Genomic DNA, 14,493 nt, shown 5'->3' on the forward strand with positions numbered 1-14,493 from the left:
GTTGTGAACCACGATCGCTACGACGACGCCTATATCCGCTCCCTCCTCTCCGAGGTGAAGACGATCGCCATCGTCGGTGCCAGCGCCAATGCGGCGCGGCCGTCCTATTTCGTCATGAAATATCTGTCCGAGCGGGGCTATCGCGTCTATCCGGTCAATCCGGGGCAGGCGGGCAAGACCGTGGTCGGGCTCACCTTCGTCGCGTCTCTGAAGGATGTGCCTGAGGCCATCGACATGGTGGATGTGTTCCGCGCACCCGAGCATGTGCCCGCCGTTCTCGACGAGGTGCTGGCGCTCGATCCGCTGCCAAAGGTGTTCTGGACCCAGCTTGGCGTCCGCAACGACGAGGCCGCCGCCCGCGCCGAGGCCGCCGGTCTCAAGGTGGTGATGAACCGCTGCCCGAAGATCGAATATGGCCGGCTTTCGGGCGAAATCGGCTGGACCGGCGTCAATTCCCGCACCATCTCCGCGCGCCGCCCCCAGCGGCTGGGCAGCGGGGTGCAGCGGCTTTCCATCGCACCGCGTGGATCGAAATCAATCTAATCGGTAGAAGTACGGAATTATCGATCGAAGCCCGCCGGCATAGAAGGTTGGCACTGACGGAGAAAGCGCCCATGTCCGACGACAACACCTCCGCCCCGCGCGAGCCGGGCTTTTCGACCCTCGCCATTCACGCCGGCGCCCAGCCGGATCCCACCACGGGCGCGCGGGCGACGCCGATCTACCAGACCACCTCGTTCGTGTTCGACGATGTGGACCACGCGGCCTCCCTGTTCGGGCTGCAGGCCTTTGGCAACATCTACACACGCATCACAAACCCGACCAATGCGGTGCTGGAAGAGCGCGTCGCGGCGCTGGAGGGCGGCACGGCGGCCCTTGCGGTCGCGTCCGGCCATGCGGCCCAGCATCTGGTATTCCACACGCTTCTGACGCCGGGCGACGAGTTCATCGCCTCGCGCAAGCTCTATGGCGGCTCGATCAACCAGTTCTCCCACGCCTTCAAGAGCTTCGGCTGGAACGTGGTGTGGGCGGACCCGGACGATGTGTCCTCGTTCGAGCGGGCGGTGACGCCGAAGACCAAGGCGATCTTCATCGAATCCATCGCCAATCCGGGCGGCGTGGTGACCGATGTCGCGGCCATCTCCGCCATCGCCAAGAAGGCGGGCGTGCCGCTCATCGTCGACAACACGCTGGCGACGCCCTACCTCTGGCAGCCCATCAAGGACGGTGCCGACATCGTCGTGCATTCGGCCACCAAGTTCCTGGGCGGGCACGGCAATTCCATCGGCGGCGTGATCGTGGATGCGGGCACGTTCGACTGGTCGGCCTCGGGCCGCTACCCCTTCCTGACCGAGCCGCGGCCGGAATATTCTGGCATGGTGCTGCACGAGACGTTCGGCAATTTCGCCTTCGCCATCGCCGCCCGCGTGTTGGGGCTGCGCGACCTCGGGCCGGCGCTCTCGCCGTTCAATGCCTTCCTGATCCTCACCGGCATCGAGACGCTGGCGCTTCGCATCCAGCGGCACAGCGAGAATGCGCTGAAGGTAGCGCAGTGGCTGGCCGCGCACCCCAAGGTGTCGTGGGTGAGCTATCCCGGCCTTGCGACCGACAAGTACCATGCGCTGGCGCAGAAATACCTGCCCAAGGGCGCCGGAGCGGTGTTCACCTTCGGCCTCAAGGGCGGTTACGAGGCGGGCGTGAAGCTCGTTTCCAACGTCGAGCTGTTCTCGCACCTCGCCAATATCGGCGACACGCGCTCGCTCATCATCCATCCCGCCTCCACCACCCATCGCCAGCTCACCGACGAGGGCAAGACGGCAGCGGGCGCCGGTCCGGAGGTCGTACGCCTCTCCATCGGCATCGAGGATGCGGCGGACATCATCGGCGACCTCGATCAGGCGCTGGCGAAGATCTGATCTTCCAGCCGCGCGGGCTCCCAAAAGCCCGCGCGGTTTCTAAGTGACGATGAATGTCATCCGGACGGCCCGTCGCCGTCGCCATAGACTTCCCGCGTCAGCTCCAGCCACGCGCGGGCGGCGTGGGAGAGATAGCTGCCCTTCCGCCAGACGATGGCCATGTGCCATTCGGTGCCGGGCTCGGCGAGCTCCGACAGGCGCACCGCCGGCGTGCGCCGCTGGTAGGCGATGGTCTTGGGCAGGAATGCCACGCCGAGGCCCGCGCCAGCGATCTCCACGATGAAGTCGATCTGCCCGCTGCGCGCCGCCACCTGCGGCGCAAATCCGTTGCGGGCGCACGCATCCTCCAGCACCTGGTTCAGCGCGAACCCGCCCTCGAACAGGATGAAGGGGAAGGTCGCGAGATCGGCCATCGTCACCCGCTCCCGCCCCGCAAGAGGATGGCTCACCGGCAACACGGCCATCAACGGCTCGCGCCGCACGCCCTGTCCGTCGAACCCCTCCTTGGCGGGGAGGAGGGAGCCGGCCAACTCCACTTCGCCCTCCAGCAGCATTTCCTCCAGCCGCTTGGAGCCGTGCTCGGTGAGGCGAATCTCAATGCCCGGATAGCGCGAGCGGAAGACGGCGAACAATGGCGCAAACAGCGTGCTCGCGCCGAGCGGCGGCAGGCCGAGCCGCAGGCTGCCGCGCCTGAGGCCCCTCAGATCTTCCAGTTCGGCGACGAGGCCTTCGCGCTCGGCGAGCAAGGTCAGGGCGCGGCGGTAGACGATTTCCCCTGCGGCAGTGAGCTGGCTGCGATGACCGATGCGGTCGAGCAGCGGGACGCCGAGTTCGTCCTCCAGCTGCTTCACGGCCTTGGAGACCGTGGGCTGGGTGGCATTGAGCACCTTGGCGGCCGGAGAGAAGCCGCCCTGCCGCACCACCTCGACGAAGGCTCTGAGGGTCCGAAGTTCCATATATGATGCCTATATGGAATGGTCTTTATTCAATCAATTCATTTTCATCATGCTGCAGTGCATACTATGTTACGGGCATCGGCACTGGAGGTGCCAGCCATGTCCCAGAATCGCTCTGCCCTCAATCACTTGCTCCGGTCCATCCGCTTCACGCTGCATCGCAGCATGGTGATCCAGCTTGCCGTTCTGGTCGGCTTCTGGATGGCGGGAGAGGGCTTTGTGCGGCTTGTGAAGCTTCCGCTTCCGGGCGGTATCGTTGGCATGGCGGTGGTGCTGGCCCTGCTCGCCAGTGGCTGGCTGCGTCCGTCGAGCGTGCGGCGCGGGGCGTCCTGGCTGCTGGCGGAAATGCTGCTGTTCTTCGTGCCCGCCGTCATGGCCGTGCTCGACCACAAGGAACTCATCGGCCTCGATGGCCTGAAGATCGCCGCGGTGATCCTGCTCGGCACGGTGACGGTCATGGGCGGCACCGCCCTCGCCGTCGATCTGTGCTGGCGCTGGACCCAGCGCCTGTCTGGGGAGGCGCGTCATGCCGCATGATCCCCTCTTCGCGACGCTGTTCTGGTCGGCCGTTACCATCGGCTCCTACCTCGCCGCACGCGCCATCGGCCGGCGCTGGCGCTTCTGGTGGACCTCCCCGCTGCTGCTGACACCCATCGGTGTCGGTGCCGTCGCGCTCAGCCTGCACGTGGGATACGGCGAGTATATCGCCGGCACCCGCTGGCTGCTGCTGATGATGGGGCCGGCCACGGTGGCCTTCGCCATTCCTATCTACGAGCAGCGCGCGCTCATCCGCCGCTACTGGCCGGTGCTGCTGGTGGGGGTGGCCGTGGGCAGTACGCTCGCCATGGTGACAGCGTTTGCCTTGGCGCATCTGCTCGGCCTCAACGAGACGATCGGGCTCAGCCTGATGCCGCGCTCGACCTCCACCCCCTTTGCCATGGCGGTGTCGGGGGACATCGGCGGCGTGCCGGACCTCACGGCCGTCTTCGTTATCCTCACCGGCATCTGCGGTGCGGCGCTGGGCGAGGTGGTGCTGAAGGTGATGCCGCTGCGCTCGTCGCTGGCCCGCGGCGCCTTGTTCGGCATGGGCGCCCACGGCGCCGGCGTCGCCCGGGCACATCAGATCGGCGGGGAGGAAGGCTCCATCGCCGGTCTCGTGATGGTGCTGGCGGGTCTGTTCAACGTGATGATCGCACCGCTGGTTGCGGCGCTGGTCTAGGCTCTCGCGGTCACGGCCTTGGCGGTCTCGGGAGCACCGAGGCCGCTCACATGCACCACGGCGAAGATCAGGACGATGGTCGCCCCGAACTGATGCGCCAGGGCGATGTCGATCGGCACCTGATGGATCAGCGTCAGGATGCCCAGTGACGCCTGGGCCGTCACCAGGGCGAACAGGATCCACGCCCGCTTCGCTGCCCGCCCGCCGTCACGCATGGCATCGAGCGCGTGGACCAGCGCCAGCGCCCAGAGGGCATAGGCCACCATCCGGTGATCGAACTGTACCGTCAGCGCATTCTCAAACAGGTTGCGCCAGAAGGGCGACATCGCGCCGAGCTGTTCGGCGGCGGGGATGAAGTGGCCATCCATGAGCGGCCACGTGTTGTAGGCCATGCCGGCGTCGAGCCCCGCCACCAGCCCGCCCGCGAAGATCTGCACCAGCACCAAAGCCGTGAGGATGCGCGCCGTCAGCCGCACGCGGCCATTCACCGCCTGCCGCCCCTCGCCAGTGAGCGAGCGCGCAACGGCGACGATGGCGGCGAGGATCACGCAGGCGAGGGTGAGGTGGATCGCAAGGCGATACTGGCTGACGGAAACCCGCTCCGTGAGGCCCGACGCCACCATCCACCAGCCGACGGCGCCCTGCAGCCCGCCGAGAGCGAACAGGCCGAGGCACTTCGCCAGCAAGGATCCGCGCAGCACGCCGCGGAAGGCAAAATAGAGGAAGGGCAGGAAGAAGGCGAAGCCGATGACCCGGCCGAGCAGCCGGTGGCCCCATTCCCACCAATAGATGCGCTTGAACGCCTCAAGCCCCATGCCCTTGTTGAGGATCTCGTACTGGGGAATGGCCTTGTAGCGGTCGAACTCCGCCTGCCAGTCGGCCTGCGACATGGGGGGCAGGGCACCGGTGACGGGCTTCCATTCGGTGATGGAGAGACCGGATTCGGTGAGGCGCGTGGCGCCGCCCACCACCACCATGGCCACGATCAGCGCCGCGACGAAATAGAGCCAGAGGCGGACAGCCTTGATCCCGGGGCGGGGACGGTCGGCGATCAGGGTAATGGCTTCGGCGTGCGACATGTGATCTCGACTCCGCGTGCGCGGTCTTGCTGCGTGGCCCCTCCGGATCGATCCGTTATAGAGAGCCCGTGTGCCGCGCAAGGGAGCGGGTGCCGCATGCCGCTTCGGCACGGCGGGCATCCTCGCGGCAAGGGAGTGAGCGAGAATGCCCCAACGCCTGCGCAAGCTTATCGGTACCGTTTTGATGCTGGTGCTGGTCGTGTTCTGGGCGCTCATGGCCATGGCGCTGGCGCAGGGCCGGGTGACCGAACTGCATTGGGCCCTGCAGACGGTCTGCTATGTGCTTCTCGGCAGCCTCTGGGTGCTCCCGGCGGCGCTCATCATCCGCTGGATGGAGCGTCCGGACAAAAAGGCGTGACTTAATATTATCTTGTGCCGATTTTCTCAGTTTTCACGCGAGCCACCTCTGCGCGCGTCTGCGACGAAACGCAAAAAGGCCCGGCTGAGCCGGGCCTTCTAGTGACGACAGAATAATGGATCAGGCTGCTCCGGCGAGGCGTTCCGGCATGGCCGATTGAACGGTCTCTCGGGCATCGAGGGATGGCGTGGCGAGCTGATCCTCATCCTTGGGCGCCTCCTCCTCGGTCCGGCCCGAGGCGAGGCAGAGCATCACCACGCGGCCGAATTTCTTGTCCGCGAGGGCGTCGAATATCTCAACGGCGGCCGTCGGCGCGGCATCGTCGGCATTGAGGCAGACGACGAGGGGATCAAGTCCGGCCAGACGACGACCGCCGCGGGCCGCCGACAGGCTGGGGGCGGCGACCACGACGAAATCGTAGGTCCGCTTCAGCGCTTCCAGCACCAAGGCGAGCCGTTCGGCGCCCACGACGGAGGCACCGGACAGCACGTCCCGACCGGGCGGTATCACGTGGGCCCGAGAGCGGGCGTCGCGATGGATGGTTTCACCAAAGCCGGCGACCCCGAACAGAAGCTCGCTCATCCCCGGCGCCCACGGGTCAGAGACCAGGGCGGCGAGGCTCTCGGCGCTGCCATCCAACGCCACCAGCGCCACCCCGGCATCCTCGGACAGGCGACGGGCGAGGGAGACCGCGCAGGTGGCGGACGCCTCGGGCAGGTCGTCGGAGGTGAGGAGAATCAGACGCGCCGATCCGCTTGGCGATGCGAGATGCGCGGCGAGGCGGTCGACTGCCGCATCGGCATCGAGGCCGGCGCCCTCGGGGCCGCCGATCCAGGTGATCCGATGGCTGTCGCTCAGCTCGACGGGAAGGACTGCGCCATCGACCAAGCCTTCCGCTTCGGCGGGGCGGTTCACGGTGCGCCGGGCGATGACGAGCAGGGCAGCAACGGCCGCGAGCAACCCGAGGGCGAGGGGGCCGGGCGGCTGGGGCACGAACGAGGCCCGCCCGGCTTCGCCCCGGCGTGCCGCCGGCAGCAGTGAGGGCTCGTCCTGTGCCTCCCGCGTCAAGCGGTCGAGTGAGAGGAAGGCGGAGACGTAGGCGTCTGCCACTCGGACGGCGAGCCCGGGCGTTGCTGCCGAGACGGTGAGCCGCAGCGCCCGCCCGCCCTGGACGGGCGCGACCTCCAGATTTTCCATGAGGCGCCACGCGGCCGCGACGCTTTCGGAGCGCCCCTCCGTCCCGGCGCGGGTGATGCCCAGCCATCCCGTCAGGCCGCCGGCAGCGATGCGGCGCACATCCTCATCCGGCAATTGGCGCACGGCGTCGTAGGCGAGCTCCCGCGAGCCGAGCATCTGCGCCACGCCGCGCATGGAGCCAGCCGGCGGCTGGGTGCCGACCTCGAAGGCGAGGGTTGTGGTGGCAGAAAACCGAAGGGGCAGGAAGCTGGCGAGGGCGATGAGGGCGAAGACGATCCACGCGGCCTGCCAGAGGCTCGGGCGCCACGCCAGCCGCACAGACTTAAGACCGGCATCCGGTCCGGCCGCCGCGGCCTTTGTCATCTCAAGGTGCGTCGTCTCCAGGTGAGACATGCGCCGCCCTCCCGCGACTCGGGCGCACGACGCGCCAGTCTCACCCAGAGAGCCAGATCATGGTTTATGGAATGTAAACGGGCTGCTCACAGGCCGAGGCGCCGACGCCTTTCGCCCCGGAGGCCGGGGGAGACGAAGCCCAGGTCGGCAACTCCCTTGGCGATGCTGCGGGCGGAAAAGCCCAACGACACTGCGAGCGCGAGAGCGGCTCCAAGAAGCGGCAGTAGTGCTGCGGGTTCGCACAATGGCGCAAGCGCCCCCGGATTGCTTGGCCACGCGCAGATCGCCCCCGCCAGCCGGTCGCCGATCAGGAGCATGGCGGCAGTGTTCAAGACGGCAAGGACGACCGAGGCGATCGCCAGACCGTGCCGGCGCGCCAGGATGAGATCGATCATCTTCGCTATGGCGACGAAGGCCAGAACGAGGAGGGCGGCGGCTCCCGCGACGGCGCCCGGCGCTGGCGGAAGCCGAGGCGCAAACGGGGCGACGGCAGCCGGTGCGGCAATGGCGAGGATCAGCAGGTTAAGCTTCAACCCTTCCGGGAATTTGCACGCCAGGAACCGCGCGTTCCCCCGTTCAATGAGATCAATCACGGCGCACGCCACGAGGCCGGCGGTGAACCCGCCGAGATGCGCCCCCCAGTCGATGCCCCGCGTGCTCAACGACAATGTGATGTTGAGGCCGATGTTGATGATGAAGAAGCTGGCGGAAAGCTCGATCTTGCCGAGAATCCAGAGGCAGAAGAGCGCCCCCAGCACCCCGGACACCGCTCCGGATGCCCCCACCGATAGAAAGGGGCCGTGGTGCGTCGCCAGGCTGACAAGCCCGCCGGCGAGCAGCGCGACAGCGTAGATCACGATGAAATACGTCGCTCCGACCCTGCGCTCCAGATGACCGCCCCAGAGCGCGAGGCACAACATGTTCGTGAAGAGATGCAAGGGGTTCGCATGCAGAAAGCCATACGCTGCGAGCCGCCAGTATTCACCCCGAGGGAGCACCAGAGGGTAGAGGGCGCCGGCCTGCCACAGGTCCCGACCCACGGGCGCAGCGGCTCCTGTCCGCAGAGCCATCATTCCGAAGGCTGCGACGTTCACGGCGATCAGCAGATAGGTCGCGGCGTGTGGCTGTTCAAAGAAGCCTTGCTTCTGCCCGTGCATCCAGTCCCTCCGCTTCGGAAAGTGCGTCGCCGAAACGGAGCCGCAGCAGGTTTCTACCTGTCTTCCCACAGGGCTGCACGTTTGGCGAGTACCGCCGAGATGCCTTCGTCCGCATCGCGCGCCAGCATGTTCTCCGCCATCACGCGGGAGGCATAGGCATAGGCGTCGTCGAGCCCCAGCTCGACCTGGGCGTAAAAGGCCGCCTTGCCGAGCTTCACCGGCACTTGGGACTTGTCCGCGATTTTGCGGGCAAGGCCCTGCGCGGCCGCCAGGGCTTCTCCCGCCGGCACGACCCGGTTGACGAGGCCCATGCGCAGGGCGTCGTCCGCCTCGGTCCAATCGCCGAGCAGCAACATCTCCATGGCGTGCTTGCGCGAGAGGTTGCGCGACAGCGCCACCATGGGCGTATGGCAGAACAGGCCGATGTTGACGCCCGGCGTGCAGAAGCGCGCCTTGTCGCCCGCAACCGCGAGATCGCAGCTCGCCACGAGCTGGCATCCAGCGGCGGTCGCCATACCCTCGACGGCGGCGATGACCGGCTGCGGCAGGCGGACGATGGCCGTCATCAGCGTGGCGCAGCGCTTCAGCACGTCCTCGAAATAAGCGCGCCCGCGATCCGGGTCGGCGCGATGCGACTGGATTTCCTTCAGGTCGTGCCCGGCAGAATAGACCGGCCCTTCCGCCGCCAGCACCACGGCGCGCGCGGATGAATCCGCCGCCACCTCTCCCAGAGCGGCCGTGAGCGCGGCCATCATCGCCTCGGAGAGGGAATTGCGCTGGGCTGGCCGTGCCAGGGTCAGCGTCACCACCCCGGCGTCGTCGGAGCGGCAGACGGGGGCGGGCAGGGCGGCGTTCACGGCGGCTGTCGCGGGCACGATATTTCCCTTGGCGGTTCCGGATTTGACGTTCCGGCCGCTATCCTATTCACAAGCGTCGGCCGGCGCGAGCCGGGGCGGGCAAGGGGAATTGGCGGGATGACTGCGGCACGCGATGTGGTGATGACGGTGAAGGAACTGGAGACCTTCCTCGCGGCCGAATTCCCGCAAGCCTTCGGACCAGGCCGTGCGCATCATGTGGAGCGTGTCGGCCTGAAGACCGCAACGGTGCGGCTCGATGCCGACGAGAGCCATCTGCGGCCGGGCGGCACCATCTCCGGCCCGGCCATGATGGCGCTGGCGGACGTGGCGGTCTATGTGGCGCTCCTGGCGCAGATCGGTCCGGTCGCGCTGGCGGTGACGACAAATCTCTCCATCAACTTCCTGCGCAAGCCGATGCCCGGTCCGCTGTTCGGTGACGCACGTATCATCAAGCTGGGCAAGCGTCTGGCGGTGGGCGAGGTGGGAATTCGGGGGCCGGGGGACGACGAGCTGGTGGCCCACTGCGTTGCCACCTATTCCATTCCCGACAGGCCGAAAGCCTGATTGCCGCCAAGGCAATGCGAAAACGTGGTAATTTCGACGGTGCTATTGCACCATTTTTATAAGATACTGTTTTTGCTAATGATTTCGCGCGCCTCATTCATTGACGCGCGCGCCAGGCTCCTCTAGAAGCACCCCATCGTCGGACGCTGCACGGTCCTTTTGGGCCGGGCCGTCCGACTTCTCATTCGGAACGAACCCATGAAGACGTATTCGGCCAAGCCCGCCGAAATCGAGAAGAAGTGGGTGGTGATTGACGCCAGCGGCCTTGTTGTCGGCCGGCTCGCGACCATCATCGCCATGCGCCTGAAGGGCAAGCACCTGCCCATCTACACCCCCCACGTGGATTGCGGCGACAACGTCGTCGTGGTCAACGCCGAGAAGGCGGTGTTCACGGGCCGCAAGAAGGACCAGAAGGTCTACTACCATCACACCGGCTATGCGGGCGGCATCAAGGAACGCACCGCGAAGTTCATTCTCGAAGGCCGCTTCCCGGAGCGCGTCATCGAGAAGGCGGTGGAGCGCATGCTCGCCCGCGGCCCGCTCGGCCGCAAGATCATGGGCAACCTGCGCGTCTACAAGGGCCCTGCCCACCCGCACGAGGCCCAGCAGCCGGTCGCCCTCGACGTGGCGGCTCTCAACCGCAAGAACGTGAGGAACTGACATGGCCGAGGTTCTCCAGTCCCTCGACGCTCTCGGCGCAGCGACCGTCTCGGCCCAGCCCGAAGCCCCCGTTCATGTCCAGAAGCTGGACAAGTTCGGCCGCGCCTATGCCACCGGCAAGCGCAAGGACGCCGTGGCCCGCGTGTGGGTTCGCCCCGGCACCGGCAAGATCACCGTCAACGACCGGGACATCGAGGTGTATTTCGCCCGTCCTGTGCTGCGTCTGATGATCAACCAGCCGTTCCAGGTCGCGGCCCGCGAAGGCCAGTACGACGTGGTCGCCACCGTGTCCGGCGGCGGTCTGTCCGGCCAGGCCGGCGCGCTGCGTCACGGCCTCTCCAAGGCGCTCACCTATTACGAGCCCGAGCTGCGCAGCCCCCTCAAGAAGGGCGGCTTCCTGACCCGCGACAGCCGCGTGGTCGAGCGCAAGAAGTACGGTCGCGCCAAGGCTCGCCGTTCGTTCCAGTTCTCGAAGCGCTGATCGCTTCGGTTCACGGTTCGAGGTTTTTGGAAGCGGCGGGGATTTCCCCGCCGCTTTCTTTTTGCGTGCGTCGCTTTCCTGCGCTCAGTCGAACCATTCGTCCTCGGGGTCGAAGGCCGGGATTGGAATGTTCAGGATGCGCATGCGGCCGATGGCGCGGTGGCGGCATCCAGGCTTGATGAAGATGGATGTGAGCGGAGAGACGGGCACGCGCTCGCCGTCCAGTTCCATCTCCCCTTGGCCTTCGAGGATCACGTAAATCTCGGTCATGTGCTTGTGGTAGTGCACCCGCGCATCCTCCGTGATCTCGGTGAGATGGACGGTCGCGAGCTTGTTGTCGTCGGTCCCGAACGCGCGGCGCGCGAAGCCGCAGGGGCAGGGCACGGCGGGAATCTCGTCGAGGCGCGAGATCATGTAGTTGGGCGCGGCGTTCATGGGCGGCTCCCTGAGGCACGGTTGCTGCGGCTTGTTCCGCCGCTGCGGGCTGGCAGTGCAGCCTTCCGCCTTCTGAATTAGGGACACCGGTCGCCACCGTCAAACCGCTCGCGGCGCGGCCCTCCGGCGCCGCCAACGAAAATGGCCGGGTCTGAGCCCGGCCATGATTTGAAGGATCGCACTATGCCTCAGAAGCTCGGCGTGTCGCCGTCCAGCGGGCTCCACTGACCATTGTTGGTCGGGTCGCCGGGAGGGCCGGAGCCGTAGCCGCCGGAGAGATCGGGTGGGAACACGTAATCCTCGTTGCGGTCGTCGCCGATCTTCACGTCCGGGCGAATGGCAGGGCCGGGGCCCGGGTCGAGGTAGTTGCCCTGGGGGATGACCGGCAGCTGGATCACGCGCGGCGTCACCACGACACGCTGCTGCGAGGTCTGGGCGATCGCCTGGACACCCGCCATGGCGATGAGCGCGAGCAAAACGCCGCCCGCCAGCCCATTCGTCCCCAAGCTTATCTCTGCCATCGCAGCGCCCCGCATGCCGCCGGTCCCTGAAATCATCCGGCTGCCGCGTTGAAGCATGTTCGTGGCGGCCTGTGAAGGGGCCCGAACGGGCTCGTGGCGTGTGCGGTGCCTCCGGCGGATGCCATTGGCGAACGTTCGAGGACTCGGCTAGCGTCGCGCCATCAGGAGTGACGGTAATGCACACAATCAAAACGCTTGGACGGAGGGGCCTGGCTGTGGGCCTCGCGCTCGCGGCGGTGTTTTCCGTGAGCCTTCTCGCGGCGCTGCCAGCTGCTGCTGTTCCGGCTCGCATCATTCTCCTGCGGCATGGCGAGAAGGGGGGGCCGCTCCAGCTCTGCAGCATCGGGCAGGAGCGTGCCAGGGCTCTGGTGGAGTATTACCTCGGAAAGAACGCCAAGAAATCGCTTCTGCGGCCGGGCGAGGTGCCGACGGCCATCCTGGGGCTCTCGCTGCACACGCTGGAAACCATCTATCCCGTCGCAGATTCCTGGGAGCAGCCGGTCGTCTTCTATTCGGTGATGCCGGAGATGGTGGACGGCAAGCTCATCATCCGCCAGGACAAGCTCGCGGAGCGCAACCGGCAGGCGGTGCATGACGTGTTCACCAAGCCAGAGTGGGCCGGCGGAACGCTCATCATGAACTGGGAGCATGTCCACATCGCCAGGCCCCGGCTCGATATCGAGCTGACGCCGGCCCAGCGGGCGATCGTGGAGAAAAAGCATCCCGGCATGCCCGTGCCGACCAAGGCCACGACGCTGTTCGACCTCATGGATCTCGCCGGCATCAAGGTTCCCGACGATTGGCCGGGCGACACCTACGACTATTTCTGGATCATCGATTTCGACCAGCAGACCGGGCTGCCGTCGGGCTTTACGATGATAAAGCAGGAATTCGGGCCGCCCTATGAGAACCTGCCCCAGAATGACTGGGGCACGCCCGAAAACATCTCGGCGTCCGCCGGCTGCACCAAGTGAAGCCGGCGGAGTGCCGGCGCCCGCCAAACCGGCTGTGTGAACCACGACAGCCCTGTCGTCTTCGAGCCAAGGCAGATATAGGTCCTGTCGGCTTCGGCCGGTCCTACTTCTTGACCTTCCGGAGCATCATCTCGATGGCGGTGACGGATTCCGAGACGTTGAGCCAGTTCTCCGCCTGTTCGTCGTTCTTGAACTCCCGCCCGAGGTTGATTGGTTCGTCGTGTCCTTCCACGTGAAGAAAACACGCCCACTTGCCGCTCGGCAGTTGCTCGACCGTGACCTTGTGGTCGGACATGCTGTGTCCTCGCCTTGTCCTTGTTGCTTCAGGGGCGACCGGCCGGAACAGGGCAGGTCGTGACCCGCAGCGGACAATGCAATAGGCCTGCCACGCGGTGAGGTGAGGCAACGGCGACCCCGGCGCTGGCATCCCGGAGCGCAGATCGTCCGTCGGCCGGTTGCCATTGCAAGGCGGGCCGATAACGAGTTCTCTCAGGTAAGGTTGGAGCGGCCAGCTGGACAGGATCATGGAACGACCGCAGGACAGGCCTCGCGAACGGCGTCAGGACCGCCTCCCGGCCAGGGATGGCAGCGAGACGTTCGGCCCCGTGCTCCAGCTGGCGCTGCGGTTCGGCACGCTGGCGCTGCTGTTCGGGTGGTGCTTCACCATCGTCCAGCCGTTCCTGACCTCCATCCTCTGGGGGCTCATCATCGCCATCGCCTCGCACCCCCTGTTCACCCGCCTGTGTGCGGCGCTCAGCGGCAGGACGGCGACGGCCGCCACACTCTTCGTCGTGCTTGCCCTGACCCTACTGGTGCTGCCGGCGCTGCTGCTTGCCGATACCCTGGTCAACAGCCTGAAACTCCTCGCCCACCACATGGCCGATGGCACGCTGCGCCTGCCGCCTCCTCCGGTGGCCGTCCGAGGCTGGTTCATCGTCGGCGAACCGCTCTACAGCTTCTGGATGCTTGCCTCGACCAATCTTGACCAGGCCATCAGCTCCATCGCGTCCGAACTTACCTGGGCCGGGAAATGGATGCTCGGGTCGGCGACCGGCGTGCTGCTCGGGATCCTGGAGTTCGTCGTCGCCATCTTCGTGGCGGCGGTCCTGATGGCGAATGCAACCAGCGGTCAGCGGATCGCCGGCGACGTGGTCACCCGCCTCGCCGGCGCGGGCGGCCTTGGTTATTCGGACCTTGCCGTGCGGACCATCCGCAGCGTCAGCAAGGGCATCATCGGCGTTGCGCTGATCCAGGCGCTTCTTGCGGGACTCGGCTTCCTCGCCGCGGACATTCCGGCCGCGGGCTTGTTGGCCCTGCTCTGCCTCATCATCGCCATCGTGCAGCTGCCGCTGGCCATCGTCCTGGTGCCGGTGGCGATCTATGCCTTCACTTTGCTCGATCCGATGCCGGCGGTGATCTTCGCCGTATGGTGCACCGGCGTCTCGCTCATCGAGCACGTTCTGCGCCCCATCATGCTCGGGCGTGGCGTGGACGTGCCCATGCTGGTCGTCTTCATCGGAGCGATCGGCGGGCTCCTGTCCTCGGGCGTCCTCGGCCTGTTCGTGGGGCCAGTTGTGCTGGCGCTGGGCTACACGCTCATCCTGCACTGGCTCGAGGCGGAGCCGGCCCGGGTGGCGGAGGCGGAGGTCCACCGCAGCGATCGGCCGGCGGCAGAATAAAACCGTGCAGAATTGATCCTTGGTAACAACGCCACCACCCGGATGGT

At 66.6% G+C, this 14,493-nt stretch carries 18 protein-coding genes; 10 read left to right on the forward strand and 8 right to left on the reverse strand.

Features of this window, described 5'->3' with window-relative positions; genetic code table 11:
* The first annotated feature begins 3 nt into the window (after nucleotides 1-3).
* Entirely contained in the window at nucleotides 4-543 is a 540-nt protein-coding gene (locus ACT535_RS01835) for a CoA-binding protein (RefSeq protein ID WP_476363151.1), read from the forward strand.
* Between the two features lie 71 nt (nucleotides 544-614).
* Nucleotides 615-1,916: an O-acetylhomoserine aminocarboxypropyltransferase gene (locus tag ACT535_RS01840; RefSeq protein ID WP_476363152.1), complete on the forward strand. Its 1,302-nt coding sequence runs from the start codon at nucleotides 615-617 to the stop codon at nucleotides 1,914-1,916.
* 56 nt (nucleotides 1,917-1,972) lie between these two features.
* On the opposite strand, the gene ACT535_RS01845 is transcribed toward ACT535_RS01840, so the two are convergent.
* Nucleotides 1,973-2,872 carry a LysR family transcriptional regulator gene (locus ACT535_RS01845; protein WP_168457748.1) on the reverse strand — a complete coding sequence of 300 codons (900 nt, stop codon included), beginning with the start codon at nucleotides 2,870-2,872 and terminating at the stop codon, nucleotides 1,973-1,975.
* Between the two features lie 99 nt (nucleotides 2,873-2,971).
* Here ACT535_RS01845 and ACT535_RS01850 point away from each other — a divergent pair, with 99 nt between their 5' ends.
* Nucleotides 2,972-3,409: a CidA/LrgA family protein gene (locus tag ACT535_RS01850; protein ID WP_168457749.1), complete on the forward strand. Its 438-nt coding sequence runs from the start codon at nucleotides 2,972-2,974 to the stop codon at nucleotides 3,407-3,409.
* Complete coding sequence (locus ACT535_RS01855) at nucleotides 3,399-4,091, forward strand: LrgB family protein (protein ID WP_476363153.1); 693 nt, start codon at nucleotides 3,399-3,401, stop codon at nucleotides 4,089-4,091. The genes ACT535_RS01850 and ACT535_RS01855 overlap by 11 nt, the downstream gene beginning before the upstream one ends.
* Here ACT535_RS01855 and ACT535_RS01860 read toward each other — a convergent pair.
* On the reverse strand, nucleotides 4,088-5,170 hold the full coding sequence (locus ACT535_RS01860; protein ID WP_476363154.1) for a COX15/CtaA family protein: 1,083 nt from the start codon (nucleotides 5,168-5,170) through the stop codon (nucleotides 4,088-4,090). The genes ACT535_RS01855 and ACT535_RS01860 overlap by 4 nt on opposite strands.
* Before the next feature lie 145 nt (nucleotides 5,171-5,315).
* On the opposite strand from ACT535_RS01860, the gene ACT535_RS01865 reads away from it, so the two are divergent.
* Complete coding sequence (locus ACT535_RS01865) at nucleotides 5,316-5,528, forward strand: DUF2842 domain-containing protein (protein ID WP_168457752.1); 213 nt, start codon at nucleotides 5,316-5,318, stop codon at nucleotides 5,526-5,528.
* 120 nt (nucleotides 5,529-5,648) lie between these two features.
* On the opposite strand, the gene ACT535_RS01870 is transcribed toward ACT535_RS01865, so the two are convergent.
* From ACT535_RS01870 to ACT535_RS01880, 3 genes are all read right to left on the reverse strand, one after another.
* A complete protein-coding gene (locus ACT535_RS01870) occupies nucleotides 5,649-7,118 on the reverse strand; it encodes a P-loop NTPase family protein (RefSeq protein ID WP_476363155.1) in 1,470 nt (489 codons plus the stop codon).
* Nucleotides 7,119-7,204: 86 nt separating this feature from the next.
* On the reverse strand, nucleotides 7,205-8,275 hold the full coding sequence (locus ACT535_RS01875) for a rhomboid family intramembrane serine protease (RefSeq protein ID WP_476363156.1): 1,071 nt from the start codon (nucleotides 8,273-8,275) through the stop codon (nucleotides 7,205-7,207).
* Nucleotides 8,276-8,328: 53 nt separating this feature from the next.
* On the reverse strand, nucleotides 8,329-9,150 hold the full coding sequence (locus ACT535_RS01880; protein WP_476363157.1) for an enoyl-CoA hydratase: 822 nt from the start codon (nucleotides 9,148-9,150) through the stop codon (nucleotides 8,329-8,331).
* A 99-nt stretch (nucleotides 9,151-9,249) separates the two neighbouring features.
* Between ACT535_RS01880 and ACT535_RS01885 the strand changes: the two genes are divergently transcribed.
* The 3 genes from ACT535_RS01885 to rpsI all read left to right on the forward strand — a co-directional run bounded on the left by ACT535_RS01885 (nucleotide 9,250) and on the right by rpsI (nucleotide 10,837).
* Nucleotides 9,250-9,696, forward strand: a complete 447-nt coding sequence (locus ACT535_RS01885) for a PaaI family thioesterase (protein WP_476363158.1) — start codon at nucleotides 9,250-9,252, stop codon at nucleotides 9,694-9,696.
* 198 nt (nucleotides 9,697-9,894) lie between these two features.
* Nucleotides 9,895-10,356 (forward strand): 50S ribosomal protein L13, encoded by a 462-nt coding sequence (gene rplM, locus ACT535_RS01890; RefSeq protein ID WP_168457757.1) that lies wholly within the window; start codon nucleotides 9,895-9,897, stop codon nucleotides 10,354-10,356.
* A gap of 1 nt (nucleotide 10,357) precedes the next feature.
* The gene (rpsI, locus tag ACT535_RS01895; protein ID WP_038193505.1) at nucleotides 10,358-10,837 is read left to right on the forward strand and encodes a 30S ribosomal protein S9; all 480 of its coding nucleotides are present in this window, start codon (nucleotides 10,358-10,360) and stop codon (nucleotides 10,835-10,837) included.
* An 84-nt stretch (nucleotides 10,838-10,921) separates the two neighbouring features.
* Here the strand turns inward: rpsI and ACT535_RS01900 are convergent, their stop codons facing one another.
* Entirely contained in the window at nucleotides 10,922-11,272 is a 351-nt protein-coding gene (locus ACT535_RS01900) for a cupin domain-containing protein (protein WP_168457758.1), read from the reverse strand.
* Between the two features lie 188 nt (nucleotides 11,273-11,460).
* Nucleotides 11,461-11,793, reverse strand: coding sequence for a hypothetical protein (locus tag ACT535_RS01905; protein WP_476363159.1), 333 nt, complete (start codon nucleotides 11,791-11,793; stop codon nucleotides 11,461-11,463).
* Between the two features lie 215 nt (nucleotides 11,794-12,008).
* On the opposite strand from ACT535_RS01905, the gene ACT535_RS01910 reads away from it, so the two are divergent.
* Nucleotides 12,009-12,767 carry a histidine phosphatase family protein gene (locus tag ACT535_RS01910; protein WP_476363160.1) on the forward strand — a complete coding sequence of 253 codons (759 nt, stop codon included), beginning with the start codon at nucleotides 12,009-12,011 and terminating at the stop codon, nucleotides 12,765-12,767.
* Nucleotides 12,768-12,870: 103 nt separating this feature from the next.
* On the opposite strand, the gene ACT535_RS01915 is transcribed toward ACT535_RS01910, so the two are convergent.
* Nucleotides 12,871-13,062 carry a hypothetical protein gene (locus ACT535_RS01915; protein WP_024279109.1) on the reverse strand — a complete coding sequence of 64 codons (192 nt, stop codon included), beginning with the start codon at nucleotides 13,060-13,062 and terminating at the stop codon, nucleotides 12,871-12,873.
* Between the two features lie 229 nt (nucleotides 13,063-13,291).
* On the opposite strand from ACT535_RS01915, the gene ACT535_RS01920 reads away from it, so the two are divergent.
* On the forward strand, nucleotides 13,292-14,446 hold the full coding sequence (locus tag ACT535_RS01920) for an AI-2E family transporter (protein WP_476363161.1): 1,155 nt from the start codon (nucleotides 13,292-13,294) through the stop codon (nucleotides 14,444-14,446).
* The last annotated feature ends 47 nt before the right edge of the window (nucleotides 14,447-14,493 follow it).

This window comes from Xanthobacter sp. DMC12 (genome assembly GCF_056314105.1).

Excerpts from the sequence above, each read along its gene's own strand:
- ACT535_RS01850 (WP_168457749.1), top strand. The coding sequence starts at position 2,972 with ATGTCCCAGAATCGCTCTGCCCTCAATCACTTGCTCCGGTCCATCCGC.
- ACT535_RS01855 (WP_476363153.1), top strand. The coding sequence starts at position 3,399 with ATGCCGCATGATCCCCTCTTCGCGACGCTGTTCTGGTCGGCCGTTACC.
- ACT535_RS01900 (WP_168457758.1), bottom strand. The coding sequence starts at position 11,272 with ATGAACGCCGCGCCCAACTACATGATCTCGCGCCTCGACGAGATTCCC.
- ACT535_RS01905 (WP_476363159.1), bottom strand. The coding sequence starts at position 11,793 with ATGGCAGAGATAAGCTTGGGGACGAATGGGCTGGCGGGCGGCGTTTTG.
- ACT535_RS01840 (WP_476363152.1), top strand. The coding sequence starts at position 615 with ATGTCCGACGACAACACCTCCGCCCCGCGCGAGCCGGGCTTTTCGACC.
- ACT535_RS01870 (WP_476363155.1), bottom strand. The coding sequence starts at position 7,118 with ATGTCTCACCTGGAGACGACGCACCTTGAGATGACAAAGGCCGCGGCG.
- ACT535_RS01860 (WP_476363154.1), bottom strand. The coding sequence starts at position 5,170 with ATGTCGCACGCCGAAGCCATTACCCTGATCGCCGACCGTCCCCGCCCC.
- ACT535_RS01875 (WP_476363156.1), bottom strand. The coding sequence starts at position 8,275 with ATGCACGGGCAGAAGCAAGGCTTCTTTGAACAGCCACACGCCGCGACC.
- ACT535_RS01915 (WP_024279109.1), bottom strand. The coding sequence starts at position 13,062 with ATGTCCGACCACAAGGTCACGGTCGAGCAACTGCCGAGCGGCAAGTGG.
- rplM (WP_168457757.1), top strand. The coding sequence starts at position 9,895 with ATGAAGACGTATTCGGCCAAGCCCGCCGAAATCGAGAAGAAGTGGGTG.
- ACT535_RS01865 (WP_168457752.1), top strand. The coding sequence starts at position 5,316 with ATGCCCCAACGCCTGCGCAAGCTTATCGGTACCGTTTTGATGCTGGTG.
- ACT535_RS01885 (WP_476363158.1), top strand. The coding sequence starts at position 9,250 with ATGACTGCGGCACGCGATGTGGTGATGACGGTGAAGGAACTGGAGACC.
- rpsI (WP_038193505.1), top strand. The coding sequence starts at position 10,358 with ATGGCCGAGGTTCTCCAGTCCCTCGACGCTCTCGGCGCAGCGACCGTC.
- ACT535_RS01920 (WP_476363161.1), top strand. The coding sequence starts at position 13,292 with ATGGAACGACCGCAGGACAGGCCTCGCGAACGGCGTCAGGACCGCCTC.
- ACT535_RS01845 (WP_168457748.1), bottom strand. The coding sequence starts at position 2,872 with ATGGAACTTCGGACCCTCAGAGCCTTCGTCGAGGTGGTGCGGCAGGGC.